Origin of the sequence: Mycobacterium sp. DBP42, assembly GCF_005924235.1 — a bacterium.
Classification (GTDB): domain Bacteria; phylum Actinomycetota; class Actinomycetes; order Mycobacteriales; family Mycobacteriaceae; genus Mycobacterium; species Mycobacterium syngnathidarum.
Genome location: NZ_VCMY01000007.1, coordinates 176,929 through 203,855, shown reverse-complemented (window position 1 = coordinate 203,855; position 26,927 = coordinate 176,929). Strand labels below are relative to the sequence as shown.

The 26,927-nt window shown below is 63.2% G+C and carries 8 protein-coding genes and 2 pseudogenes; 4 read left to right on the top strand and 6 right to left on the bottom strand.

All coding sequences use genetic code 11. The features are described 5' to 3' along the window. Both E0T84_RS10880 and htpG read right to left on the bottom strand, forming a co-directional pair. A pseudogene (locus E0T84_RS10880) lies at nt 1–631 on the bottom strand (hypothetical protein); the annotation flags it as partial. A gap of 78 nt (nt 632–709) precedes the next feature. Beyond that, a complete protein-coding gene (gene htpG / locus E0T84_RS10875; RefSeq protein WP_138744457.1) occupies nt 710–2,662 on the bottom strand; it encodes a molecular chaperone HtpG in 1,953 nt (650 codons plus the stop codon). A gap of 765 nt (nt 2,663–3,427) precedes the next feature. Here htpG and E0T84_RS10870 point away from each other — a divergent pair. Both E0T84_RS10870 and E0T84_RS10865 read left to right on the top strand, forming a co-directional pair. Beyond that, entirely contained in the window at nt 3,428–3,589 is a 162-nt protein-coding gene (locus E0T84_RS10870; protein ID WP_249383611.1) for a hypothetical protein, read from the top strand. A 137-nt stretch (nt 3,590–3,726) separates the two neighbouring features. Next, nucleotides 3,727–13,998, top strand: a pseudogene (locus E0T84_RS10865) (amino acid adenylation domain-containing protein); the annotation flags it as partial. 80 nt (nt 13,999–14,078) lie between these two features. Here the strand turns inward: E0T84_RS10865 and E0T84_RS10860 are convergent. The 4 genes from E0T84_RS10860 to pks2 form a co-directional block, all read right to left on the bottom strand. After that, complete coding sequence (locus E0T84_RS10860; protein ID WP_138744454.1) at nt 14,079–14,744, bottom strand: isoprenylcysteine carboxylmethyltransferase family protein; 666 nt, start codon at nt 14,742–14,744, stop codon at nt 14,079–14,081. 407 nt (nt 14,745–15,151) lie between these two features. Then, entirely contained in the window at nt 15,152–16,489 is a 1,338-nt protein-coding gene (locus E0T84_RS10855; RefSeq protein ID WP_138744453.1) for a hypothetical protein, read from the bottom strand. Then, complete coding sequence (locus E0T84_RS10850; protein WP_212757702.1) at nt 16,489–17,298, bottom strand: GAP family protein; 810 nt, start codon at nt 17,296–17,298, stop codon at nt 16,489–16,491. Before E0T84_RS10850 ends, E0T84_RS10855 begins: the two co-directional genes overlap by 1 nt. 3 nt (nt 17,299–17,301) lie before the next feature. Further along, nucleotides 17,302–23,556 (bottom strand): type I polyketide synthase, encoded by a 6,255-nt coding sequence (pks2, locus tag E0T84_RS10845; RefSeq protein WP_138744472.1) that lies wholly within the window; start codon nt 23,554–23,556, stop codon nt 17,302–17,304. A 475-nt stretch (nt 23,557–24,031) separates the two neighbouring features. Between pks2 and E0T84_RS10840 the strand changes: the two genes are divergently transcribed. Together E0T84_RS10840 and E0T84_RS10835 are read left to right on the top strand one after the other, a co-directional pair. Next, nucleotides 24,032–25,768, top strand: a complete 1,737-nt coding sequence (locus tag E0T84_RS10840; protein ID WP_138744452.1) for an AMP-binding protein — start codon at nt 24,032–24,034, stop codon at nt 25,766–25,768. 20 nt (nt 25,769–25,788) lie between these two features. Further along, complete coding sequence (locus tag E0T84_RS10835) at nt 25,789–26,637, top strand: alpha/beta fold hydrolase (protein ID WP_083284210.1); 849 nt, start codon at nt 25,789–25,791, stop codon at nt 26,635–26,637. Nucleotides 26,638–26,927 lie beyond the last annotated feature (290 nt).

The window sequence follows — 26,927 nt, the reverse complement described above, 5'->3', positions numbered from 1 at the left end:
GCTCAGATGACAAGGCGGCGGGGGGCGCGGCGGCTGCGGCACCGTTACGGCCTTGTCGCCCCATCTGAATCGCACCGACGATGGCACGGCCGATGGCAGGGATATCTCTTACCGTTTGGCCGGCGTCTTGACGGATGGCCTGCCATCGCCCGCGCGACGCGGCCTCGGGCCAGCTGATCGGGTCGTCGTGGCCGAGCGCGGCATCCGCCATCGCTTCCCACAACCCAACACCATCGGTGAGGCAGTGTGAGATGACCAAACTCACGCCCGCGGCGCCGTCGGTGAAGGGCAGGGTGGCAAGGTGCCATGCGGGTCCCTGCTCGGAGTCCAACGGAAAGTTGACCTGCTCACCCAGCCAGTCGTCGAACTCTTCGCGCGGGCGGGCCGACTCGACGATCTCGAGGCCCGATACGTTGTCGGCCTTTACCCAGCGGCTGCGGCCGAACGGCAACGGTGATCGGGCGATACAGCGAGACAACCGTCCCCGCACAAGATGGCCGTGGAACCGGCGCAGCCCGTCGATGTCGATGGGGCGGTCGTAGACCCAGACACACTGCAGCAGCGTGTTCGATCGGGTGGCTTGGTTGATGTCGTACATGGTCTGATCGAGCAGGTCGAGTACGTTGCCCATTTTTGTACGGTACGAGCCTGAGCGCCGTTTCACTTGGCAATTGCAGCAAATGCCCGGAATCGGCTGCTATAGCGTCATTTACACCGTGCCGGCCAAGCGGTCGGCGAGTATTCCGGCGAACTTGGCTGGATCGTCGGGCACCCCACCTTCGGCAAGAAGTGCTGTGCCGTAGAGCAATTCGGCGGTCTCGGCGAGTCGATCTGAACCGGCATCATCGCCGCTCGCCGAATGTCTCTGACGCAAGCCGATGACCAGCGGGTGGGACGGGTTGAGCTCGAGGATCCGCTTCCCGACCGGAACGGTTTGTCCGGAAGCCCGGTACATGCGGGCCAGCGCCGGCGTGATTCCGAACGTTGGGGTGATCAGACAGGCCGGCGACTCGGTCAAGCGGCTGGACAAGCGCACTTCAGAAACGCGTTCGCTCAGTGTCTCCTTCAGCCAGGCCATGAGGTCGGCGAACTCCTGCTTCTGAGCCTCTCGCACGGCCTCATGCGCGGCCTTGTCTTCCTCGGAGTCGAGGTCGACCTCACCCTTGGCGACCGACTGCAGCGGCTTGCCGTCGAATTCGGGTACCGAGCCCACCCAGACTTCGTCGACCGGGTCAGTGAGCAGGAGCACCTCGTACCCTTTGGCCTTGAACGCCTCCATGTGCGGTGACTTTTGGAGTTGCTCGACAGAGGGTCCGGTCGCGTAGAAGATCTGTTCCTGTCCGTCCTTCATGCGTTCCACGTACTCGGGCAGCGTGGTGACTACGTTGTCATCCTCTGGAGCGGACAACGTGGAGGTGAAGGACGAAATCCGCAGCAGCGTGTCCTGATTGTCCATGTCGGACATCAGGCCCTCTTTGAGGGCAGCGCCAAACTGCGTCCAGAAGGTGCGGTAATCCTCGGGCTTGCTGGACTGCAGATCCGCGATTGTCGACAGAACCTTTTTGGTCAGCCGGCGACGGATCGCGGTGACCTGCCGATCTTGCTGCAATATCTCACGAGAGACGTTGAGTGACATGCCTTGTGCATCCACCACGCCCTTGACGAAGCGCAGGTAACGGGGCATGAGTTCTTCGCAATCGCCCATGACGAAGACACGCTTGATGTAGAGCTGGACACCAGTCTTGGCGTCCCTGGTGAACATGTCGAACGGGGCGTGGGACGGGATGAACAACAAGGCCTGGTACTCGAAGCTGCCCTCTCCCTTCATCGAGATCACGGCGAGGGGATCGTCCCAGGCATGGGCGATGTGTTTGTAGAAGTCGTGGTACTCCTCGTCGGAGACCTCGTCCTTGGGCCGGGCCCACAACGCCTTCATGGAGTTGAGCGTCTGGGTCTCGACCGTGACGGTGTCCGGGCCACCTGACTCGGCGGCAGGAGTGTGTTGCTCGACTTGCATCCGGACAGGCCAGGCGATGAAGTCGGAGTACTTCTTGACGAGCTCTCGGATCTTCCATTCTGCCGTGTAGTCGTGAAGCTGGTCCTCGACATCGACAGGCTTCAGGTGCAGCGTTACCGACGTACCCTGCGGTGCGTCATCGACGCCTTCGATGGTGTAGGTGCCGTCACCGCTCGACACCCACCGGGTGGCCCCGCTCTCGCCGGCCTTGCGGGTGAGCAGCTCGACCTCGTCCGCCACCATGAAAGTCGAGTAGAAGCCGACGCCGAACTGTCCGATCAGCTCCTCGGAATCGGCCACTTTCTTGGCTTCCTGCAATTGTTGCCGCAGCTGCGCGGTGCCTGACTTCGCGAGAGTGCCGATCAGCTCGACGACTTCCTCGCGTGTCATGCCGATGCCGTTGTCGCACACCGTCAGTGTCCGTGGATCCCGTCCCACCTCGATGCCGATATGGAGGTCGGAGGTGTCGGCGGTGAGTTCCTTGTTCCGCAGCGTTTCGAGCCGGAGCTTGTCGAGGGCATCGGAAGCGTTCGAGATCAGCTCCCGGAGGAACGAGTCCTTGTTGGAGTACACCGAGTGGACCAGCAACTCAAGGAGCTGGCGAGCCTCCGCCTGGAACTCCAACCGCTCGACACGTGTAGACATTCGATTCCAATCCCCACAGATCAACCTACGTCGGGTATCTCCGAGGAGGATACCGAGCTGTAGTCGCCTCAGACGGCGCCTGCGGCGCGACCGCCATCGTTCTTGCTGGGAGATTTCTGGAGCGCGCACATATTCAAAGATTTGCTAGTGGTTGCAGTCGCAAATTTTGACGCCGGGTCTGGGACTCCGGATCTACTGGAGAATTCCAGATAAATCGACCTGTGCCCACGGTGCCGGCCAGGTCTCGAGGGCCGCGTGCGCAGGTTCGTCGCTGGAATCGTCATCCGATGGAGGTTTCCAAGTTCATCGTTCCCCGGCCGGGAGTTCGGCACGGTCGTGGATCAAGTGTCGCTCGCGTTCACTTCGCTACATCGAACTACACCACTGTCATGCTGATTCACAAAATTTCCGCAGGTGGTGGTCGTGTCGACGCGCAGTGTCTCCGGGCTGGTTGAAGCGAGCCGACCGGTGCGCCTCCTATTGACTCTCGAGTCGTCGGTGACCTCGGTGTCAACTTTGCTCAAGGAGTTGTGCGGTGCGCATTCCTGCGGGGTGAGCGGCCTTGGTGGGAGGTTGCGTCTACGGATCCGCGATTTTTGCTCCGGAGCGGAAGGAGGCGGATATGCTAACTGTCTGCAACTGTAGTTTTAGTAGCTGGAGTGGGCCACAGGAAACAGATGTCGTGACGGCGGGGTGTGGGGCCGGATGCGTTGCACCTGATTCTTGATCGATTTCACTGGTCGACTCGACGGTGGGGAGTACCAGGTGAGCATTGACCCGTTCGACGACAGGCCAGCCCGCTGGGCGGTGATGGCCGGCGGCGGTGTCGATACTGCCGGTCTGGACTACAACGAACCGAACTGGTCGGGCAGCCGGCCGAAAAGCCTGCCTGTCAGGCCGACTCAGGAACAGTGCACCGGCCGGTAGAAGGCACGGGGCCTGCAGCACAACTCGCGGTGGGAGAGTCCGATGCAGACCGATGAACAGTGGCTGCCCGTAATGCGTGCGCCGTGCCATCGCTTCGCCCCTGTAGTCGCTGTCGCTGTTCAGGGGGAGGCGTCGTCGTGACTGCAGATCTGACTCGACGGTTGTCGTCGATCGATTTCTTGGATGAGGACGAGCACGATGCGTTGTTCGAGTGGAGTAATCGGGCGGTACTGACGGCGCCGACGAGTGGGTCGGCCGCCATTCCCGATCTGTTCGCAGCGCAGGTGGCCCGTGCGCCGGAGACGGCAGCGGTGACCTGTGACGGCCGGTCGATGTCCTATGCGGAACTCGATAAGGTGTCGAATCGGCTGGCACGCTATCTGATCGGCCTCGGAGCCGGGCCGGGCCGGTGTGTTGCGGTGTTGTTGCCGCGATCAACGGATGCCATCGTGGCCATCCTCGGGATCCTGAAATCAGGTGCGGCGTATCTGCCGATCGATCCGATGCATCCCGACGCCCGGATTCAGTTTGTGCTTGGGGATGCGACACCTGTCGTGGCTCTGACAACCGGAGCTCTGGCCGGCCGTTTGGCCGAGTTCGATGTGCCGGTGGTCGAATTGGACGATACGCGTGTCGCTGCGCAGTCGATGGATCCGCTGCCGTTGCCCATGTCTGCTTCGGACGACATTGCCTACTTCATCTACACCTCGGGGACTACGGGTGTCCCGAAGGGTGTGGCGATCGCTCACCGCAATGTGGTGCGGTTGTTGCACGTCCTTGATGCCCAGCTGGGGTTGGCGGGGCAGGTCTGGACGCAGTGTCATTCTCTGGCTTTCGACTATTCGGTGTGGGAGATCTGGGGGGCGTTGCTGTTCGGCGGCCGATTGGTGGTGGTGCCGGAGGCCGTGACACGGACGCCGGTCGACTTGCTCGAGCTGTTGGTTGCCGAGCAGGTCACGCTGCTGAGTCAGACTCCGTCGGCATTCTGTGCGTTGCAGTCGGCTGATGAGATGTTCCCCGAGCTGGGTGGTCGGCTCAAACTGCGCGCAGTGGTGTTTGGTGGGGAAGCGCTTGAGCCGCAACGTCTTCGAGGTTGGCTGGACGCCCACCAGGCAGCGCCCCGCCTGATCAACATGTACGGCATCACCGAGACAACCGTCCACGCGTCATTTCGGGAAATCGTCGATGGTGACGTTCGGGGTGACGTCAGTCCTATTGGGCTGCCATTGGCCCACCTCGGCTTTTTCGTGTTGGATGCGTCGTTGCATCCGGTGCCAGTCGGTGTGATGGGTGAGTTGTATGTCGTCGGCGCCGGATTGAGTGTGGGGTATTGGCGTCGTGGTGGGTTGACTGCGTCGCGGTTTGTGGCGTGTCCGTTTGGTGGTGTCGGGGCGCGGATGTATCGCACTGGTGATTTGGTGCGTTGGGGTGCCGATGGGCAGTTGCAGTATTTGGGTCGGGCTGACGAGCAGGTCAAGATCCGTGGTTATCGCATTGAGTTGGGGGAGATTCAATCGGCTTTGGCTGATGTGGGCGGGGTGCAGCAGGCAGCGGTGATCGCGCGGGAGGATCGTCCCGGCGACAGGCGCCTTGTTGGTTATGTCACGGGGGCCGCTGATCCGGTTCAGGTGCGTGCGGCGTTGGCTGAGCGGTTGCCGGGGTATATGGTGCCTGCCGCGGTCGTGGTGCTGGACAGTTTGCCGTTGACGGTCAACGGCAAGCTTGACAAGCGGGCGCTGCCGGCGCCGGAGTACATCGACGGTGACCATTACCGGGCTCCGGCGACTCCCACCGAAGAGATCCTCGCCGGCATCTACGCCGAGGTGTTGGGGTTGGAGCGGGTCGGGGTCGATGACTCCTTCTTCGACCTGGGCGGGGATTCGTTGTCGGCCATTCGGTTGGTCAATGCGGTCAATGCGGGTTTGGGCTCCGCACTTGCGGTTCGGGCCGTGTTCGAGGCGCCGAGGGTGAGGGAGCTGGCTGGACGGGTCGGAGAAGGTTCAGGTGGACGTGAGCCCCTGGTCGCCCAGGAGCGTCCGGCGGTCATTCCATTGTCATATGCCCAACAGCGGCTGTGGTTCCTGGATCAGCTGGATGGGCCGTCCGCAATTTACAACATGCCCACGGCGTTTCGGATAGTCGGAACGTTGGATGCGTCGGCATTGGGCGCGGCGTTCGCCGACGTGGTCGAGCGTCATGAGTCTCTGCGCACGGTGTTCACCTCGGTCGACGGCGTTCCTCGGCAGGTGGTTCTGCCTGCCGAGGAAGCTGACTTCGGTTGGCGGGTGGTAGATGCCGGCGGCTGGTCGACAGCTGAACTGGTCGAGGCGTGCGGAGAAGTGGCCGGCCGACCATTCGATCTCGCTGCAGAGATCCCCTTGCAGGTACGGCTTTTTCGCGTGCACGACAATGAGCATGTTCTGGTGTCGGTGGTGCACCATATCGCTGCTGATGGTTGGTCGGTGACTCCGCTGGTGGCCGACGTCTGTGTGGCCTATGAAAGCCGTTGTGCGGGAAGGCTGCCAGAGCAGCTGCCGTTGCCGGTGCAGTACGTGGACTACGCTCTGTGGCAACGGGCGTATCTGGGAGATCTGACCGATCCCGATAGTCGGATCTCTGGACAGCTCGCGCATTGGGAACGGGAGTTGGCCGGATTGCCCGAGCGTCTCGAATTGCCCACCGACCGGCCCTATCCGTTGGTGGCCGATCACCGGGGCGCGAGTGTGTCGGTGGAGTGGCCGGCCGAACTGCAACAGCGCGTCCGCGAAGTCGCTCGTGAACACAACGCGACGACATGCATGGTGCTGCAGGCAGCGTTAACAATTCTGCTGTCGAAGCTCAGCACCAGTTCTGATGTGGCGGTGGGAGTCCCGGTCGCCGGACGCGGAGATGCCGTGCTCGACAAGGTGGTGGGGTTCTTCGTGAACACCTTGGTGTTGCGAGTGGATCTGACTGGTGACCCCACGCTTTCTCAGGTGCTGGCGCAGGTACGTGCGCGCAGTCTGGCGGCCCTGGAACACCAGGATGTGCCGTTTGAGATCGTGGTCGATCGGCTCAAGCCGACTCGATCGCTGGCCCATCACCCTCTGGTCCAGGTGATGTTGGCGTGGCAGAACTTCGCCGGACAGGACAACAGCACCGCGGCCGGTCCAGGCCTGGGTGATCTGCACGTCACCTCGTTGCCGACAGATACCCATAGTGCTCGAATGGACCTGTCGATCTACCTGGGGGAACGTTTCGGCGAAACTGGAGAACCAGCCGGAATCGGCGGATCGGTGGAGTTCCGCACCGACGTGTTCGACACGGCCGGCATCCAATCCATGATCGACAGGTTGCAGCGGGTGCTGGCGGCGATAGCCACCGACCCGGAGCAGTCGCTGTCGTCGATAGAACTGCTGGATGTGCCCGATCAGACCCGGCTCGACGAGATGGGCAATCGGGGAGTACTGACCACGGCGACGTCACCGGTATCGATTCCGATGATGTTCGAGCAGCAGGTGTTCCGTGACCCGGATGCAGTTGCGTTGGTGTGCGGGGATCGGTCGATGTCCTACCGCGAGGTGGATGAGGCATCGAATCGCTTGGCGCACTGTTTGATCGGCCTCGGGGCCGGGCCCGGCCGATACGTGGGTCTGTTGTTCAACCGGTGTGCCGAGGCCATCGTTTCGATCGTCGCTGTGCTCAAGTCGGGGGCAGCGTATCTGCCGATCGACCCCATGCACCCCGATGCGCGGATCACGTTCATGCTCGACGATGCCGCCCCGCTCGCGGTCGTCACGACGGCGAACCTTGCCGGACGGCTCGACAACTGCGATGTCACGGTCATCGATGTCGACGACCCGCGCATCGACGCGGAGCGCGGTACTCCGTTGCCCGCGCCCACTGCTGACGACATCGCCTACTTGATCTACACCTCGGGGACTACCGGCGTCCCGAAGGGCGTGGCCATCGCACACCACAACGTAACCCATCTCATGGACTCCCTCGACACCGCTGACTTGCCGCCGGCTTCAGAACAGGTGTGGTCGCAGTGGCATTCATACAGCTTCGACATCTCGGGCTGGGAAATCTTCAATGCCCTTCTGCGCGGTGGGCGTCTGGTCGTCATCCCGGAAGAAACGGCGTGCTCGCCCGAAGACTTCCATGAGTTGTTGGTCGCTCAGCAAGTCAACGTCCTGGGCCTGACACCGACGGCGGCTGCGGCTCTGTCACCAGACGGCTTGGGATCAATCGCATTACTGGTCGGCGGTGAGCCCTGCTCAGCCGAGGTGCTGGACCGGTGGGCTCCAGGCCGCGTGATGATCAACGAATACGGCCCGACCGAGACAACGATGTGGGTGACGCTGAGCGCCCCGTTGACGAGTGGACCGGGGTGTCCACCGGTTGGCTTCCCGGTACCAGGGGCGGCCTTGTTCGTTCTCGACCGATGGCTCCGGGAAGTTCCCGCGGGCGTGGTCGGTGAGTTGTATGTCGCCGGCCGCAATGTGGGTGTGGGGTATTGGCGTCGTGGTGGGTTGACTGCGTCGCGGTTTGTGGCGTGTCCGTTTGGTGGTGTCGGGGCGCGGATGTATCGCACTGGTGATTTGGTGCGTTGGGGTGCCGATGGGCAGTTGCAGTATTTGGGTCGGGCTGACGAGCAGGTCAAGATCCGTGGTTATCGCATTGAGTTGGGGGAGATTCAATCGGCTTTGGCTGATGTGGGCGGGGTGCAGCAGGCAGCGGTGATCGCGCGGGAGGATCGTCCCGGCGACAGGCGCCTTGTTGGTTATGTCACGGGGGCCGCTGATCCGGTTCAGGTGCGTGCGGCGTTGGCTGAGCGGTTGCCGGGGTATATGGTGCCTGCCGCGGTCGTGGTGCTGGACAGTTTGCCGTTGACGGTCAACGGCAAGCTTGACAAGCGGGCGCTGCCGGCGCCGGAGTACATCGACGGTGACCATTACCGGGCTCCGGCGACTCCCACCGAAGAGATCCTCGCCGGCATCTACGCCGAGGTGTTGGGGTTGGAGCGGGTCGGGGTCGATGACTCCTTCTTCGACCTGGGCGGGGATTCGTTGTCGGCGATGCGACTGCTCGCCGCAGTCAACGCCAGCCTGGATGCTGAAGTGGCCGTCCGAACCCTGTTCGATGCACCCGCCATCGCCCAACTCGCGCCCCTCATCAAGGTGGGTGCGGGCGGTCGTGAGCCGCTGAGCCCGCGGCAGCGTCCGGCGGTCATTCCGTTGTCATATGCCCAACAGCGGCTATGGTTCCTGGATCAGTTCGAGGGCGGAGCGGCAACTTACAACATGCCGATTGCGTTCAGGATCAACGGTGTGCTGGACCGCCAGGCGCTTGAATCGGCGCTTGACGATGTGATCGCGCGCCACGAGTCGCTGCGTACCGTGTTCGTGGACATCGATGGAGTGCCCTCGCAGAAGATATTGCCGGCGCGGGCCGGAATGTGGAGGCCTTCGGACGCGGAGAACATGTCGGCATCGGCAGGCGACGTCGCAGGCGGTTTGGTGGCGCTGGCCGGGCATCGATTTGTCTTGTCGGCAGAGGTGCCGGTCCGAGCCCAGATCTTCGAGGTCGGCCCTGAGCAGCATGTGCTCGGGATCGTGTTGCACCACATCGCGTTTGATGGCTGGTCGATGGCACCGATCGTGCGTGACGTCGGAGTCGCCTACGCCGCCAGGTGCGGCGGGCAGATCCCTGACTGGACGCCGTTGCCGGTGCAGTACGCCGATTACGCCCTTTGGCAGCGGGAGCATCTGGGAGATCTGGCGGACCCTGACAGCCGGATCGCCGGGCAGTTGGCGTACTGGCGGAACGAGTTGGCGGACCTACCCGAGGTGGTTTCGCTACCGGCCGACCGGCCTCGGCCGCCGGTGCCGAGTTATCACGGTGACGTCGTCGATCTGCGTATCGAGCCTGAGTTGTGGGCTGGCCTCAAGGCTGTCGCGGTAGACCACCATGCCACTGTGTCGATGGTGTTGCAGGCCGCTGCGGCTGTGGTGATGCATCTGGCAGGAGCCGGCGAGGACGTGGCGCTGGGCACGCCGATCGCCGGCCGGGTGGATACCGCGTTGGAGGACCTGGTCGGCTTCTTCGTGAACACATGGGTGTTGCGCTCCGAGGTCAATTCCCAAGAGCGGTTCGGCGATATCGTCGATCGTGTTCGGCAGAAGGCACTGGGGGCTTATGCGAATCAAGACGTACCTTTCGAGTTGCTGGTGGAGCAGCTCAACCCGACGCGGTCGACATCGCATCATCCGTTGTTCCAGGTGGCTCTTGCCTTCCAGAACAACGCGCTCCCCGATGTGTCTCTCGACGGAGTGGTCATCGAACCGGTGACCGTGCTGACCCACACCGCCAAGTTTGATCTGGATTTCGACATCAGGGAGGTCCCTGACCAGGATTCGGGTGCGCCGATGGCCACCGGGGTCGTGACCTATGCCACCGATCTGTATGACCGCTCCAGTATCGAACGGTTGGTGGGCTGGTTCGGCCGGGTGATCGAGGCGGTGGCGGCTGACTCGTCGGTAGTGGTGGGCGATGTGGCACTGCTTGAAAGTGATGAGCGGAATCTGCTGCTGCACAGCTGGTCTGGTGCCGAGACGGGTGCTCCGGTGGGATTGGGGCCTGAGTTGTTGGCCGCGGCGGTGGCCGTTGATCCGGATGCGACGGCACTCGTGGATGAGCGGCAGCAGCTGTCGTATCGCGAGTTGGATCAGGTGTCCAACCGGTTGGCGCGGGCATTGATCGCAGCGGGTGTCGGGCCGGAGTGTGCGGTCGTCGTGGCGATGAGTAGGTCGGCTGAACTGGTGACGGCATGGTGGGCGGTACTCAAGGCCGGAGGTGTGTACGTTCCCGTCGATCCCGGTCATCCGGCTGAACGGATCGCCATGGTTCTCGACGCTGTCACGGCCGTATGCGTGCTGACGCGTGGCGCGGACGCCGTCGCCGGTACCGGAGAGTGCCCGGTGCTCCGTCTCGATACCCTCGATCTCTCGTCCTGGTCTGAAGACCCGATTACGGAGATGGAGCGCCTGGCGCCGCCGCGGACCGACGATGCCGCATACGTGATCTTCACGTCAGGATCCACGGGAACGCCGAAGGGCGTGGCGGTCACCCACGCCGGTGTGCTGGGAGTGGCGGCCGCGCAACGGACCGAGTTCGGCTTGGGGCCGAATGCTCGGGTGTTGATGGTGGCCGCGCCGACCTTCGATGCCTCGGTCTTCGAGGTGCTGTTGGCGGTGGGCTCCAGGGCAGCGTTGGTGGTGGCGCCGTCGAATTCCTATGCGGGAGCTGCGCTGACAGCTCTGGTGAAGGATTCCCACGTCGATGCGGCCGTGATCACCCCGACAGTCCTGGCCACCCTCGACCAGACCAACCTGGATGGACGACTGACGACGTTGATCACCGCGGGCGAGGCCTGCCCTGCGGAGTTGGTGGCCGCCTGGGCGCCCGGCCGGGCGATGTTCAACGCGTACGGCCCCACCGAGGGCACGATCTGGTCGACCTGCACCCCGCCGTTGTCTTCGGGAGGGCCTGTGGACATCGGCGCGCCGATTGCCGGTGTGTGCGCGTTGGTGCTCGACGCGCGGCTGAAGCCGGTGCCGATCGGCGTGGTCGGGGAGTTGTATCTGGCCGGGCCGGCATTGGCGCGTGGGTACGTGGGCCGGGCCGATCTGACCGCAGACCGCTTCGTGGCCAACCCCTTCGGAGGTTCCACGGTGCCGGGCACGCGCATGTATCGCACCGGTGACGTCGTGCGCTGGGCTCAGCGGGGGACGTTGGAGTACCTGGGCCGGGCCGATGCGCAGGTCAAACTGCGTGGACAGCGGTTGGAACTCGCCGAGATCGAGAACGCGATGCTGGTGTGCCCGCAGGTCAGGCGTGCCACCGCGGCGGTGTATCACCGCGATACCGCCGACCATCTGGTTGCCTACGTGGCATTGGAGCAGAACAGCACCGCCGATCACGATGCCGAAGTCATCGATCAGTGGCAGCAGATGTACGACGAGTTGTACGACGCCGAGCTCGAGGATCCGAAGATCGGCGGTGATTTCCGAGGATGGAACAGCAGCTACACCGGCGAGGCGATTCCGCTCGCGGAGATGGAGGAGTGGCAGTCGGCGACAGTGAACCGAATTCTGGCCCTGAAACCTCAGCGCGTACTGGAAATCGGTGCCGGTTCGGGCCTTGTGCTCTCTCAAGTCGCCCCCCACTGCGAGCTCTATGTGGGCACCGACATGTCGGCCGTGGCCATCGACAAGCTGGCGCATTCTCTGGAGGAGCAGAAAGTTCCGTGGCGGTACCGGGTTCGGCTGCTGGCCCGGCCCGCGCATGTCACCGATTCACTGCCGGTGGACTACTTCGACACCATCATCCTGAACTCCGTGATCCAATACTTCCCTAATTCCAGCTATCTGGACGAGGTGATCGACCGCGCATTCGGGCTGCTGGCCGCCGGCGGAAAACTCTTCCTCGGAGATGTGCGCAATCACAGCCTGCAGGGGGCATTCCAGACCGCCGTAGCGATGGCACGTAACGGCAGTGACGATATCGAGGATATTCGCCGCCGGGTGCAGCGGTCCGTCCTGGGTGACCCCGAATTGCTCTTGGCGCCAGAGTTTTTCACTACGTGGGCGACCAGGCATTCGTCGGTGGCCGGGTTGGATATCCAGGTGAAGCGCGGTGAATACGACAATGAGTTGTCCCGCTATCGCTACGACGTCGTCATCCACAAGGCTCCGACGCCGGTGCGTTCGTTGGCCGCAGTACCCACCTGTCCATGGACGGACTGCGCCGGCTTGAGCGGGTTGGATGCCAAACTGCGGGGTCAGCGTCCGACGATGATACGAGTCAGCGCTATTCCCCGCGCCGGGGTGATCGCCGACGTGGCGGCCGAACGTGCATTGGCAGCCGGTGAGTCGTTCGCCGACATCGCCGACATCGATGCAGCAGTTCTGCCTGAGCAGTTGTATCGGCTTGGTGAGGCGCTCGGATATCGGACCGTGGTCACCTGGGGTGCTGAGCCGGGTACGGTCGACGCGATCTACACGGCAACCACCGGTGGTGTATCCGTTCCGGTACAGACCGATCTGTATCTGCCGGCCGTCCGCAACCAGCAGCGCACCTCGTACTCCAACGATCCCGACGCCAACGGCAAGGTCAACGAAGTCCGGCAGTGGCTGGCTGACCGCTTGCCCGAATACATGGTGCCGACCCAGATCATCGTCGTCGAGGAGTTTCCTCTCACCACATCAGGCAAGATCGACCGTAAGTCGTTGCCAGAACCGTTGTTCGCCAGTGCCGTCTTCCGGGCGCCGCAGACCGTGGTCGAGAAGGCGATCGGCGAGGCTTTCGCCGATGTGCTGGGACTCGGGCAGGTCGGCCTCGACGACGACTTCTTCGCCCTCGGTGGAGATTCGTTGACAGCCACTCAAGTCTGTGCGCGACTGCAGCGGGAACTCGGCCGCGACGTACCGGTACGGTATCTGTTCGGCGCGCCCACAGTCGGTCGGTTGGCTGAGTGCCTCGACCATGAGGTGTCCGCGGTTGACGACAATGCAGAGCAAGTGGCCCCTGTCGAGGTTCTCAAAGAGGGCTCCGGAATTCCTTTGATTTGTATCCACGACGGGTTCGGGATGAGCCGGCAATACCGTGCTCTCGGTGATTACGTTGATGGTCCGATCGTTGGCATCAATCAAATACCGGAAGATCTGGACGTTGAATTCGCCTCGATCCGAAGCATGGCGGTCAGTTATGCAAACCGGGTGCAAGATCTTTATCCGAATGGTCCCTATCGGATTCTCGGTTGGTCTTTCGGCGGCGTAGCCGCCCAGGCTCTTGCGGTAGAGCTTCAGCAACGAGGATGTGACATCCGGCACCTTGTGTTGATAGATGCCACATTGAGCAGAAACAGATTTACGAAGCGTGTTGGACGAATCATCGGAAGGAATCGCCGCGTCGCCGAGGGTCGCGTTCTGGGATACATTTTGCAGACCAACAATATGGCGATCCCTGCTCCTTGGAAATTGCTCGCTTATCGACAGGCTGAGATGCTCATTCGGCGCCGGGGGGCCAAGCTTACTTCCCCGGCTCAATGGCTGCTGGAGTTCATGATCCAGAGCGTCGGTGTAAATCAGCAGTGCCTCGCAGAACACACGCCCGATGCATTCGATGGCGATATGGTGATGTTTTCCGCCGCGCCAAAACTGAAAGACGGCGGCGGCCTGGGCATGGGACCCTGGTGGAGGAGATTGCGAGAGCGACGGGCTGCCAAGACCCGTCTTGGCAACTGGCAACCGTACATTTCCGGTGCGATTTCCGCTCATGTGGTTGACAGCACACACTACGAGATGCTGACCGCAAAGTCGCTGAGTCAATACGGCAACAAGCTCAAGAGCTTGTTGACCTCCTGATGGATCGGCAGTTCGTCAAAAACGCGTGGTGAGCGGGTTTTTCGAAGCATCTCTGAGGCGGCCGCCCCCCAGCGGCGCTATCACCAAATGCCCGGTACCAGGCGGTGCGGAACTTTCTGTATGTAGTCGTGGTAACCGAACAACTCTTCCTTGAGTAACTTTTCTTCGTCGCGAATTCTCAAAGCGAAGATGAGGATGGCGGGAATCGTGAAGATCAAGCCCCAATAGGATCCGAGCGCAAGGGGAGTGCCTAAATATAAGCAGGTGGTAAAGGTGTACATGGGGTGTCGTACTCGACCGTATATTCCGGTAGAGACGAGTGGTTGGTCTTCTTCTACTCGGATGGTCGTCGCTGCATGGGTGTTCTGCGCGAAGACCAGTGTTATGCCGACAATTGCAATCAAAATCAGGATAAATCCCACTATGGAGATATGGGTCGGGACCGAGGACCATCCAAACCGGTGGTCGAGCGCGCTGACGACGACCAGTGCGAGCCAGAAAAGGTAATTGGTTCCGGCCAGGAGTTTCTGTACCGGCCGCGTTTCGGTGGCAAGCATGCGGCGTTCGAGCACATCGGGTGACCTTCGTAGGAGATAGAGACTCGAGACCCACGAGGAGATAATGATCACCGCGAAAAAGAGCCAGGCGTTCCAATGGTCCAACGTCCCGGCCGGGACAAACAAGAGCAACCAAAGGCCCAGCATCAGAATAAAGCCAGACAGCAGCATTTTGAGGATTGATTTCATGGACCCTCCCCGGGATCCCGTAATGATTTGTCTGACCTTCAGGGTACAGGTGAATTCTTACGGGCTCTATTGGTTTTCCGGCTTTCTTATCTGCCCGAGCCGTATTGTGTGCGGGCGCAAATATCGAGCGGAGGCAATCGTGGCAAATAGCCGCCCGCTCGGGCCATCGGCCCTTCGGGGTCGCGCTCCGACGGCAGTGTGGGGGCGGACCGATGAATCTTGCCGTCGCTTCGAAGTATGTCAAAATATGTTGCCACACAACTGATTTCGTCAGGCGGGCAACGCAGTGGGCGGCCGGCCTCGACGACTGCCGGGGGTTGCCGAAGACCTCCGTCGGCGAGTTCGTCGAGAGTCACCGACTGCCCGCCGAAGTCTGTGACGAAGACGTACCGCTCAATTCGTATTGATCACAGATACGTGCCGGCGAGCGAGTACTCGCTCAAGGCAGTGGAAAGCTGCCGACGTAGTTCATCTTTGGAGTTGAGGCGGCCTGGGAGGTAGGAAATCAGCGAGACGAAAACCCGCCCCTGCACCGTTCCCGACAGCATTGTCTGTAATCCGCCATACTGCTGCATCGCCGGCCTGTCTACACCCAAGTGGTGCAGTCTGAGGGCAAAGGATTCGGCTGGTGTGCCGTCTGGCCGGCCGGCGGCGGCGTCGACCTCTCCGACGTTGGATGCGCCGACGAGGTTGAACGCGGCACCTCGTGTCGCACTGCGGGCAGCCATGAGGAGGCGCTTGGACAACAGCGGGACCAGCGCGTTCAGTGCCTCGTCGGAGTCGGGCACGTCCCGGTGACGAATCAGCGCTTGTTTCACCGTGGCCCGGATGTCGCTCAGATCTGTTGTCGCGGATGCGGGGTCAATGGTGACTCGGACGCCGCTGATGGCGTTCGCGCGGGTGTCGTCTGGGGTGCGCTCGTTCACCGGAACTGTCACGACCACGGTACCGTCCGTGGCCACTCGTCCGGCGCGCTGGGCGAGGAGAGAAGCCAGGCCTACGAGCAGGGTGTTGCGCGTTCCGCCGAGTGCTCGGGCGCGGGCGTCCCACTCGTCGGCGTCGACGAATACCGTTGCCACCGGGAGGTTGTACGAATCTTCGGTTCCGACTGGTGGCGCAGGTGACTTGGCCTTCGGAGCTGTGCCGGCCTTGGCGCCGTTGCGACTCTTACGGCTGAAACGAATTGCCGAACCAATGGCACGGCTGATGGCGGGGATGTCTCTGAGGGTTTGGCCGGTGTCTTGGTAGATGGCTTGCCACCGTCCGCGTGATGTGGGGTCGGGCCAGGTGATCGGGTCGTCGTGGCCGAGGGCGGCGTCTGCCATCGCCTGCCACAGTCCGACGCCGTCGGTGAGGCAGTGTGAGACGACCAGGCTCACTCCGGCGCCGCCGTCGGTGAACGGCAGGGTGGCGAGGTGCCATGCGGGTCCGTGCTCGGAGTCGAGTGGAAAGTTGACCTGCTCGTCGAGCCAGTCATCGAATGCTTCGCGCGGGCGGGCCGATTCGACGAGCTCGAGGTCGGACGTACACGCGGTTGCCACCCAGCGGCTGCGGCCGAACGGCAACGGAGACTTTGCGATGCAGCGAGATAACCGTCCCCGCTCAAGATGGCCGTGGAACCGCCGCAGACCGTCGATGTCAATAGCATGGTCATACACCCAGACACACTGCAGAAGGGTGGCCGATTCTGAAGCTTGCCCGAAGTCGAACATCGTCTGATCGAGCAGGTCGAGAACATTGCGCATCAGATGACGCCGGTCGCCCGGACTATCAGCGAGACCCCAACCAATGCCAGGATGGCTGCCATGAACTTTCGGTGGTGAGCAAGTGCCAGCTCATGCAAACGCCGCAGCACCACTTCGGTCTTCTCCGGTGCAACTATATTGCTCACCAGGATGACTTCTTCAACGCTTAGCGCGACGATCAGGAACACGATGGCGGCACCGATTTGCGTCGTGATTCCGGCGCCTGAGGCAACGATGAGGGCCAGGGCAAATACAACTCCGTCGGCGGGCAACACCATGAGGCCGATGATGAGCGAAATCCAGGGAGAGCCGCTCTGCCACGCCTCGCGCGCGCTGGCCAGGATCCGCTGAGTCCGAGAGTTCTTTTCTGGCATCGTATCCTGTGCGGGACGTACCAGCCGAGAGATAGCCGGCAGCGTAGCCAGATCGAACTTCCCACCCGGCTCGTCCGCGTCCTGGCCCCGATCCCGCGTGTACGCGGCACGACTGCTCGGTGTTCGCTCGAACGAACGGGTCACCAGCACGATGGCGATCAGCAACAGGAGCGCACCTGTGGTAATCACAATGAGCTGGACGGTGGGGCTCTCAGTCGGCTGCCCGAAACTCCTCGTCAGTGCAGCTGACGTCGGTGTGGAGTGGAGTAAGACCAACGGGATGAGCAAATAGGCAAGGCCGACTACGAGGATGCCGATCCAGTAAACGAGCAGATTCTGCATGGGCCGTGGTCGCGAGAGCACCAGAAGGAGGATCCCGAGGCGCACGGGATTGACTGTGAACAACATTGCCAGCAGCAGTAATGGTCCCCACATGGCTTACACCGCTCCTGCCGGTGCGAGCTTCTCGCACAGCAGATCTGCCAAGCCGTGCACGGTGGTGATTCCTGTTGCCGAGATCCGTATTCCGGTTTCGTTCTCGATGCGGGTGCGCAGTTCGAGTGCGCCCAGTGAATCCATGCCGTATTCGGACAGGGGGCGGTCAGGATCGACACTGCGACGCAGGATCACACTGATCTGATCGGAGATCACATGCCGCAGCTTGGCCGCCCATTCCTCAAGTGGTAGATCGTCAAGTTCAGCCCGCAGCTTGCTTGTGCCCGTGCTGCTTCGGCCGATCGATCGGAATGCCTCCGCGAAGGGGCTGCGCTCGGCGAATACGGACAGCCACGGCGCTCCCGCGATCGGCGCGTATCCGGTGTACGCCCGGTCGTGACGCAGCAATGCTTCGAACGCATACGCACCCTCGTCGGGCGCGATGGCGATTCCGGCGCTTTCGGCCAGATCGGTGCCGCGGCCGATCTGCCCCCATGCACCCCAAGCGATGGCAGTACCCGGTAGCCCCTTGGACCTGCGCCACAGGCTGAAGGCATCCAGCCAGCTGTTGGCCGCGGCGTAGGCCCCCTGCCCGGGGGAACCGACGAGTGCCGCCGCCGACGAGAACGAACAGAACCAGTCCAGAGGCTGGTCGGCGGTAGCGGTATGCAGATTCCAGGCACCGTAAACCTTTGGTGCCCAGTCCCGCTCGATGAGCTCGTCAGTGATGTTGGTCAGCGCGGCATCCTCGATCACTCCCGCCGCGTGCAGCACCCCCCGCACCGGGAGCCCGCCGGCGGTGGCCACCGCCACCAACCGTTCGGCGGTGTTCGGATCGGCGATGTCGCCGCACTCGACGACAATGTCGACACCGGTCGCACGGATGCGGTCGATGATCTTCGATACCGTCTCGCTCGGCTGCGAGCGGGAGGACAGTACGATGCGACCACACCCGTTGGCCGCCATTCTCTCGGCCATGAACAAGCCGAGGCCACCGAGACCACCGGTCACGATGTACGCGCCGTCCGGCCGGTATACCCGGACCTGTGACGGTGGAACCACAAGCCGGCTGGAGCCGGTGTGCGGGATGTCGAGCACGAGCTTGCCGGTGTGCTGGGCACTGCTCATCAGCCGGATGGCGTTTGCCGCGTCGGCAAGCGGGTACCGGGTGAACTCGGGCATCGGCAGGTCGCCTTCAGCGCTCAGCAGGTACACCGTGGACAGCAGCTCCCGGAGTCGGTCCGGATGGCTGACCGACATCAGCGCCAGGTCGACGGCGTAGAACGAGAGATTGCGCCGGAAGGGGAACAGACCCAACCGGGTATCACCGTAGATGTCGCGCTTGCCGATCTCCACGAATCGTCCCCCGAAGGCCAGCAATTCGAGGCCTGCACGCTGGGCAGCGCCGGTGACCGAGTTCAGCACGATGTCCACGCCGTATCCCTGGGTGTCCTGACGTATCCGATCGGCGAACTCCAGGGTCCGGGAATCGTAGACATGCTCTACACCCATGTCCCGCAACAACTGCCGGCGCTGCTCGCTGCCGGCCGTCGCGAAGATCTCCGCGCCGGCAGCGCGGGCGATGGCCATCGCCGCCTGACCGACGCCGCCCGTCGCCGAGTGGATGAGTACCTTGTCACCGGATTTGATGCGCGCCATGTCGTTGAGGCCGTAATAGGCCGTGGCCGTGGCGATCGTCAGCGCCGCCGCCTCGGCGTCGGACAACCCGGCCGGCAAGGGGGCGGCCAGGCGTGCGTCGCAGGTGACGAACGTCCCCCAACAACCATCCGCACACAGACCGCCCACCCGGTCACCGACCTGGTGGTCCGTCACGTCGGGCCCGACCGCGGTCACGACTCCTGCGAAATCGATACCGAGCTGGGGGAGTTGGCCGTCGAAGGCGGGATAGCGGCCGAAAGCGACCAGGACATCGGCGAAGTTGATGCTTGAGGCGGTGACTGCAACCTCGATCTGCCCCGGTCCCGGTGGAACGTGTTCGCAGGCTACGAGTTCCATCGACTCCAGATCCCCGGGCATGCGGATCTGCAGCCGCATCCTGTCGCGCTCGTGATGGGCGATGGTGGTCTGCCGCTCCTCGGGACGCAGCGGTGCGATGCACAGCCGGGCGGTATACCACCGTCCGTTGCGCCACGCGGTCTCGTCTTCCTCTGATCCGCTGAGCAGCTGTGCGCCCAACTGCTCCACGTCGACGGTCTGGTCCACATCGATCTGCGTGGCGGCCAGATGGGGATGCTCGGTGCCGATGACCCGGATCAGACCACGTAACTCAGCCTGATCCAGATTGGCCACATCGCCGGCCACCACGGTCTGCGCATTGCGGGTCACGACATACAGGCGGGGCAGTTCGCCGCTTATCTCCGGCAATTCACGGGTCATGTGGACCAGATGGCGGACGTATTCTCGTCCCAACAACGGTGACTGGTCGGCGTGTTCACCGTCATTCGCAGCGGTGACGATGACCACTCCGGTGAATCGGCCGGCCCGTAGATGACTGCCGAGCTGCTCACAGGTGAGTGAGTCGTCAGCCTGGTTCGGCCAACTCATGCTGGTGCACAGTGCGCCACGGTCTTTCAGGATGCCGCACAGCTTGTCGGCAACTACGTCCGGGCCGGCGGCAGCGCTGATCACCAGCCAAGATCCGGCGTCTGCGTATTCCACCTCTGGCAGTTCCCGCTGACGCCATTCGACTGCGAGCAGTCTCTCGCTGAGAACCTGGTCGTGGTGTGCGCTTGCGGATGTGCCCGTGCCCAGGCGCAATCCCTGCACACTCAGCAGCACAGCGCCGTCCTGGTCGAGAACGTCGATGTCGGCTTCGATGCCTGTGGTGTCGACGGCAGTCAATCGCGTATAGCAGTAGTGCGCGTTGCGGGCCGGACCGTACCTGCGTATCCGTCGCACCCCCAGCGGCAACCCCAATACGTCGCCGAGCGCCTGGACATCGGGATGTGCCTCGACCGATTGGAAACACGCATCCAGGAGTGCCGGGTGCACCCCGTACGCGTCCTGCTGTGAGCGGATCGAACGGGGAAGCGCCACCTCGGCGAGCACCGTGCGCGCCTCCGCCTCACCGGTGTGAACGGTGACGAGGCCGGTGAACGCCGGGCCGTACTGAATGCCGTGCTGGCCCACGCGATTACGCACCTCGGCGCCGTCGTCGGGGCAGGGATGGGCGGTCACGATCGCGGATATGTCGTAGCTGGGCGGAATCTCGTCTGCCGCGGCCCGCAGGATGGCTGTCGCGTGGCGCACCGGCTGACCGTCCTCGTCGGTCTCGATTGTGAAGGCGGCGACACCGGGTGACGACATCGATGCAAAGGACGCGACCACCGTCTGTCCATCCAGCAGGAGTGCCCGCTCGAACCGGATGTCGCGGACTTCGCAGACGTCGCCCAGCACGGTCGCGGCGGCAACCAGCGCCATCTCGCAGTAGGCAGCGCCCGGAAGCACGGCAACCGAGCGAACTTGGTGATCGGCAAGCCACGGCTGGGCGACGGTGCCGACATCGGCCTGCCACACGTAGCGCTCCGGTTCCTCGTGCAGTCGGACGTTCGCCCCCAACAGCGGATGAACCGAGATGGTGCAACCGCCATGGGTCGGGGCTTCGTTACCACCGCCACTGAGCCAGAGCCTGCGATGCGTCCAGGTCGGCAGCGGGGCGTCGACCAGCTCACCTCGGGGGTTCAATACCGAGAAATCGACCGCGGCGCCGGCACTGTGAAGGTCGACCAGGAGTCCGCGCAGTCCGTTCGGCATCGATTGTTGACGGCGCATCGCCGCCAGGGCGGCCATCGGCGTCTCGCGGCCGGCGGCTGTCTGTTCGAGAGCCCTGGTCAGCAGTGGATGCGGCGAAAGTTCGGCGAAGACCCGGTGGCCGTCTTCCAGCGCAGCTTGCACCGCGGTGGCGAAGCGGACCATCTTGCGCATGTTGGTGACCCAGTACTGGGCATCGCAGACCGGCTGCTCCCGTGGGTCGAACAGGGTCGCCGAATAGAACGGGATCTCCGGAGTCATGGGTTTGAGATCTTTGAGCGCCTCGGTGAGATCGCTGACGATCGGTTCCACCTGTGGTGAATGGAAGGCCACGTCGACCGGGACTTCGCGGGCCATGATCCCACGTTGTTCCCAGTCCGCCACCAGGTCTCGCACCGTCTGCGTGGTGCCGGCGACGACGGTGGACTTCGGCGAAGCCACCACGGCCACCACAACGTCGTTGATGCCGCGACCCGTCAACTCCGAAAGTACTTGTTTGGCCGGCAGTTCCACGGCCGCAGTGGCGCCCTTGCCGGCGATCCGGGACATCAGCCGGGACCGGCGGCAGATGAGTCGCAACCCGTCTTCCAGCGTGAGCGCCCCAGCGACGACAGCTGCCGCGCCCTCTCCCAGGGAGTGTCCGATGACCGCGCCGGGGTGGACCCCGTGTGCTCTCATGGTGGCGGCCATGGCGACCTGCATGGTGAACAAGGTCGGCTGTAGCCGGTCCTGGCCTGTCACGGTTTCCGGAGAAGACATCGCCTCGGTCACAGAGAATCCCGACTCTGCCGCGATAACCGGCTCTGCCTGTGCCACGGTGGCGGCGAACACGGGTTCGGTCGCCAACAGATCGGCGCCCATTCCGGCCCATTGCGAGCCCTGACCGGAGAACACCCAGACCGGCCCTCGGTCGTCGCGCCCCACCGCGGCTTGATAGGGGGCGTCACCGTCGGCGACTTCGCGCAAGGCGGCAACAAGTTCCGTTCGGCTGCCGGTACTTACCGCAGTGCGTACCGGCCGGTGTACGCGGCGGCAGGCCAACGTGTAGGCCAGATCCGTCAGGGCTACATCGTCGTGTGCTTCCACCCAGTCGGCGAGCCGGCCCGCGGTGCGCCGCAGCTCGTCGGCGGAGGTGGATGACAACGGGAACAGCAAGGACTCGGGTGACTCGGCCGTCTCGGGTTCCCGGCCTCCTACCGGCGCTTGCTCCACGATCGCGTGAACATTGGTGCCCGACAGGCCGTAGGAGGAGACCGCTGCGCGCCGGGGATGGTGCCCGTTGGTGCACCATGGGGTCGTCTCCTGCGGCACAAAGAGATTGGTCGGAATAGCGGCGAGCTTGTCGGGCAGACGGGTGAAATGCAGGTTCTGCGGAACCTCACCATGCTGCACGGCCAGGACCGCCTTCATCAGCCCGACAGCACCCGAGGCTGCCTGGGCATGCCCGAGGTTGGTCTTGACCGACGCCAGTGCGCAAGGGCCGTCGACGCCGTATACCCTGGCCAGACTGGCATATTCGATGGGATCGCCGACGGGCGTCCCGGTGCCGTGCGCCTCGACCATTCCGACCGTGCCGGGATCGACGCCGGCCGCGCTCAACGCTGCCTGATACACCGCGGTCTGTGCTGCATCCGACGGTGTCGCGATGTTCACGGTATGACCGTCCTGATTCGCGGCCGTACCACGTACCACGGCAAGGATCCGGTCACCGTCCCGCAGGGCGTCGGACAACCGCTTGAGCAGGACCACGACGCAGCCCTCACCACTCACGAACCCGTCGGCTGCGACATCGAACGCGTGGCAGCGTCCGGTCGCCGACAGCATGCCCTCGGCCGAACCCGAAGCGAACTTGCGCGGATCCAAAGCCAGGGTGGCACCGCCCGCCAGGGCGAAATCGCTCTCGCCCTCGTGCAAGCTGCGACATGCCAGGTGAACTGCCGTCAGGCCGGAGGAGCACGCCGTGTCGACGGTGAGCGCAGGGCCGTGCACTCCGAGTGCGTAAGCGATCCGGCCGGAGGCCAGGCTGAAGTTGTTGCCGCTGAAGCCATATGCCGCCTCCAGCGCCTGAGCGTCGGCCGCCAGCATCTGGTAGTCGGCGTGCGTCATTCCGACGAACACCCCGGTCGACGAGTCGGCCAGCGCATCTCGCGTGAGGCCCGCGTGCTCCATCGCCTCCCAGGCGGTCTCCAGCAACAACCGTTGCTGCGGATCGAGTGCGGCGCTTTCACGTTCGTTGATGCCGAAGAACTCGGCGTCGAAGCCCGCGACGTCGTCCAGGAAGGCACCCCACTTCGACACCGATCGGCCGGGAACCCCTGGCTCCGGGTCGTAGTATTCGTCGGCGTCCCAACGGTCGGGCGGAACCTCGGTGACCAGGTCGTCACCGCGAATCAAGGCTTCCCACAGGCGCTCGGGGGAATCGATGCCACCCGGCAGGCGGCAGGACATCCCGATGATGGCGACCGGGGTGACCTGTGCGGCGGGCATGCGTGCCGCGCCGATCCCGGTATCCGTTTCCGGAAGCGCTCCGCCCACGATTTCAGATGCATTCAATTGCAACTCCTCCCGGCAAGCCTTTCCGCGGTTCATCCGCGATGAGGCCGAATGCCTGCATTCGTACGCCGAGCCGCAGAATTTGATCGCTGGTAGCGAGGGTCCATTAGCCGCTCAACGCCCGTCGCGGGCGCTCACAAACGTAACAGTATGTTCGCTGCGCAAAGTTGTCTCGCGATCGGATCAATCCGCAGCTGAGATGCAGGCGATTTCAACTACTTCGGGGCATATCGCCTGATCAACTCATATCGGTCAAGATCAGAGGCATTTCGCCGCTTTCGGGGCAACATTTAGCCTACTTCGACAGATGAGTGCGGAATGACGTGCATGTGATTCATAAGTCGACTCAAATTTAGTTTGCTGGCTGATCCGGATATGTCGGTGCGCTTGCCGCGATACTCTGACTGGCGTGGGCGAGGCATCAATTTTGACGTTGCTGCAGGAGCGTGCGGGTCTGCAGGGCGACGACACGGCGATGACGTTTGTTGACTATGAACGTAATTTGGACGGCTCGGCCGAGAGCCTTACGTACTCGCAGCTGTATCGGCGTGCGTGCAACCTGGCGCGGGAGATCGGCCGATCCGGTTCACCCGGTGACCGCGCCCTCATCCTGGCGCCACAGGGGCTGGACTACATCGTCGCGTTCTTCGGTGCGCTACAGGCGGGCCGGATCGCGGTTCCGTTGGCGGTTCCCATGGGCGGTGTCAGCGACGAGCGGGTCGGCTCGGTGCTTCAAGATGCGGAGCCGACGGTCATCCTCACCACCTCGGCGGTCGCCGGTGTGGTTGCCGACTACCTCACGGCAAACGACCTGGAGGCCCCGACGATCGTCGAGGTCGACACGCTGGATCTCGATGCTCCTGCCGGGACCGGTTCGCACAGCGAAAATCCCACGGATACCGCGTATTTGCAGTACACATCTGGGTCGACCCGGCAGCCGGCCGGGGTGATGATGTCGCACCGAAACCTGTTGGCCAACTTCGAACAGCTGATGTCCGGCTACTTCGCCGAGTTCGGAAACGTGGTCCCAGAGGGCTCGACCATCGTCTCGTGGCTGCCCTTCTATCACGACATGGGTCTGTATCTGGGCGTCTGTGGGCCGGTGCTCTCGGGTGTCCCAGCTGTGCTGACGAGCCCCGTGGCATTTCTTCAGCGTCCGGCGCGGTGGATACAGATGCTGGCGACCAATGGCCGTACCTACACGGCTGCACCGAATTTCGCGTTCGAGTTGGCGGTGCGCAAGACGTCCGACGAGGACATGGCCGGGCTCGACCTCTCGGATGTGCTCGTGATCATCACCGGCAGCGAGCGAGTGCACCCGGCAACGCTGGAACGTTTTACCCAGCGGTTTGCCAGGTTCAACCTGGATCCAGCCGTGATACGACCGTCCTACGGGATGGCTGAAGCCACGGTGTACATCGCGACCCGGGAATCGGGTGAACCGCCGGCGATCGTGCGATTCGAATCCGAACCGTTGACTGCCGGTGCCGCCCAGCGCTGTGAGAACGGAACGGGCACGCCGCTGGTCAGTTACGGCATCCCGGTCTCACCCACGATCAGGATCGTCGACTCCGAGACTCACGCCGAGTGCCCGCCGGGAACCATAGGGGAGATCTGGGTGCACGGTGCCAACGTGGCCAGCGGCTATTGGAACAGGGTCCGCGAGACCGAGTCGACGTTCGGTGCGCGCATCGTTTCACCGTCGGCCGGAACGCCGGAGGGGCCGTGGCTGCGCACCGGGGACTCGGGATTCATGTTCGACGGCGAGTTGTATGTCATCGGACGCATCAAAGATTTGCTGATCGTGTACGGGCGCAACCATTCTCCCGACGACATCGAGGCAACGATCCAGGAGATCAGCCGGAGCCGGTGTGCGGCCATCGCGGTCCCGGACGGTCATACCGAGAAACTCGTCGTCATCATCGAGTACAGGAAACGGCCCGAGTCTGCCGAGCAGCCCGTGGACCAACTCTCGGCGGTGAAACGTGAAGTGACGTCGGCGATCTTCAACACGCACAGTCTCGGGGTCGCGGATCTGGTTTTGGTGCCGCCCGGTTCGATCCCGATCACCACGAGTGGCAAGGTCCGGCGCGCTGCCTGTGTCGATCAATACCGGCAGGGCGAATTCGCCCGCTTGGACGCATGACCGCATTCGAGGATCGGAAGGTGAACCTGGCTTACGACGACCGCGGCGACGGCGAACCGGTGTTGTTCATCGCCGGTCAGGGAGGTCTCGGGCGGACTTGGGATCTTTTTCAGGTGCCCGCGTTTCGTGCCGCCGGCTATCGCGTGATCACCTTCGACAACAGGGGCGTGGGAGCCACGTCGGACGCCGAAGGGTTCACGTCGGCAACGATGGTGGCCGACACGGTCGAACTGATCGAGCGGCTCGACATATCTCCAGTCCGGGTGGTGGCGGTTTCGATGGGCTCGTACATCGCACAGGAACTGATGCTGTCGCGCCCCGAACTGGTAAGCCAGGCCGCGTTGATGGCCACCCGCGCCCGCCACGACCGTGCCCGAGAGTTCTTCGGTATCGCCGAACGGGACCTGGCCGAGGCAGGTGTGCGACTGCCTGCCACCTATGACGCGAAACTTCGTCTGCTTGAGAACTTTTCGCCGAGGACGTTGAACGACGAGGACACCGTTCGGGACTGGATAGACATGTTCACCAGATGGCCGGCGAAGGTGACACCGGGTATCCGTGCCCAGTACGGCGTCGCGCCGCAGAGTGACCGGAGGCCCTCATACCGGGCCATCACCACCGACGTGCTCGTCATCGGCTTCGCCGACGACCTCGTGATGCCGCCGCACCTCGGAGCGGAGGTGGCAGATGCCTTGCCCCACGGGCGATATCTCGAGATTCCCGATACCGGCCACCTTGGTTTCCTGGAACGGCCGGAAGTGGTGAACTCCGCGATTCTGGACTTCTTCTCGAATGGCGGTGGCCGTGCGGATCAGGTGCGGAATGGTTCCGACGTACAGCGGACGCACAGTTGGCCGTCAGCAATCTGAGACTTGTTAGCTGAGTTAATCCGTTCCCGGGTCGGAGGTGCCCCGAATGCATTACGATCGCGTATCACCTTGGGAGTGGACCGATATGGAGGTGGCCTGAATGATGTACTTGTCAGGTTCGAGCTGTCCCGCCCGAGCTGTCGTGGGTCTGCCGTGACCGTCCAGCGTGGCTGGCTCCGAATGCCGGCTGCGTCAGACCCGTCGGTGCCTGGTCGAGGATTGCGGTCGATACACTTCGCCCAGTCTCGTGGCACGGATGGTCCGGAATAGGCTGCGAATTCAGGGGGTTC

What these genes read in the sequence shown, in the direction of transcription:
- E0T84_RS10855 (WP_138744453.1), bottom strand. Translation starts at nt 16,489, where the DNA reads ATGCGCAATGTTCTCGACCTGCTCGATCAGACGATGTTCGACTTCGGG.
- E0T84_RS10850 (WP_212757702.1), bottom strand. Translation starts at nt 17,298, where the DNA reads ATGTGGGGACCATTACTGCTGCTGGCAATGTTGTTCACAGTCAATCCC.
- E0T84_RS10860 (WP_138744454.1), bottom strand. Translation starts at nt 14,744, where the DNA reads ATGAAATCAATCCTCAAAATGCTGCTGTCTGGCTTTATTCTGATGCTG.
- pks2 (WP_138744472.1), bottom strand. Translation starts at nt 23,556, where the DNA reads ATGCCCGCCGCACAGGTCACCCCGGTCGCCATCATCGGGATGTCCTGC.
- htpG (WP_138744457.1), bottom strand. Translation starts at nt 2,662, where the DNA reads ATGTCTACACGTGTCGAGCGGTTGGAGTTCCAGGCGGAGGCTCGCCAG.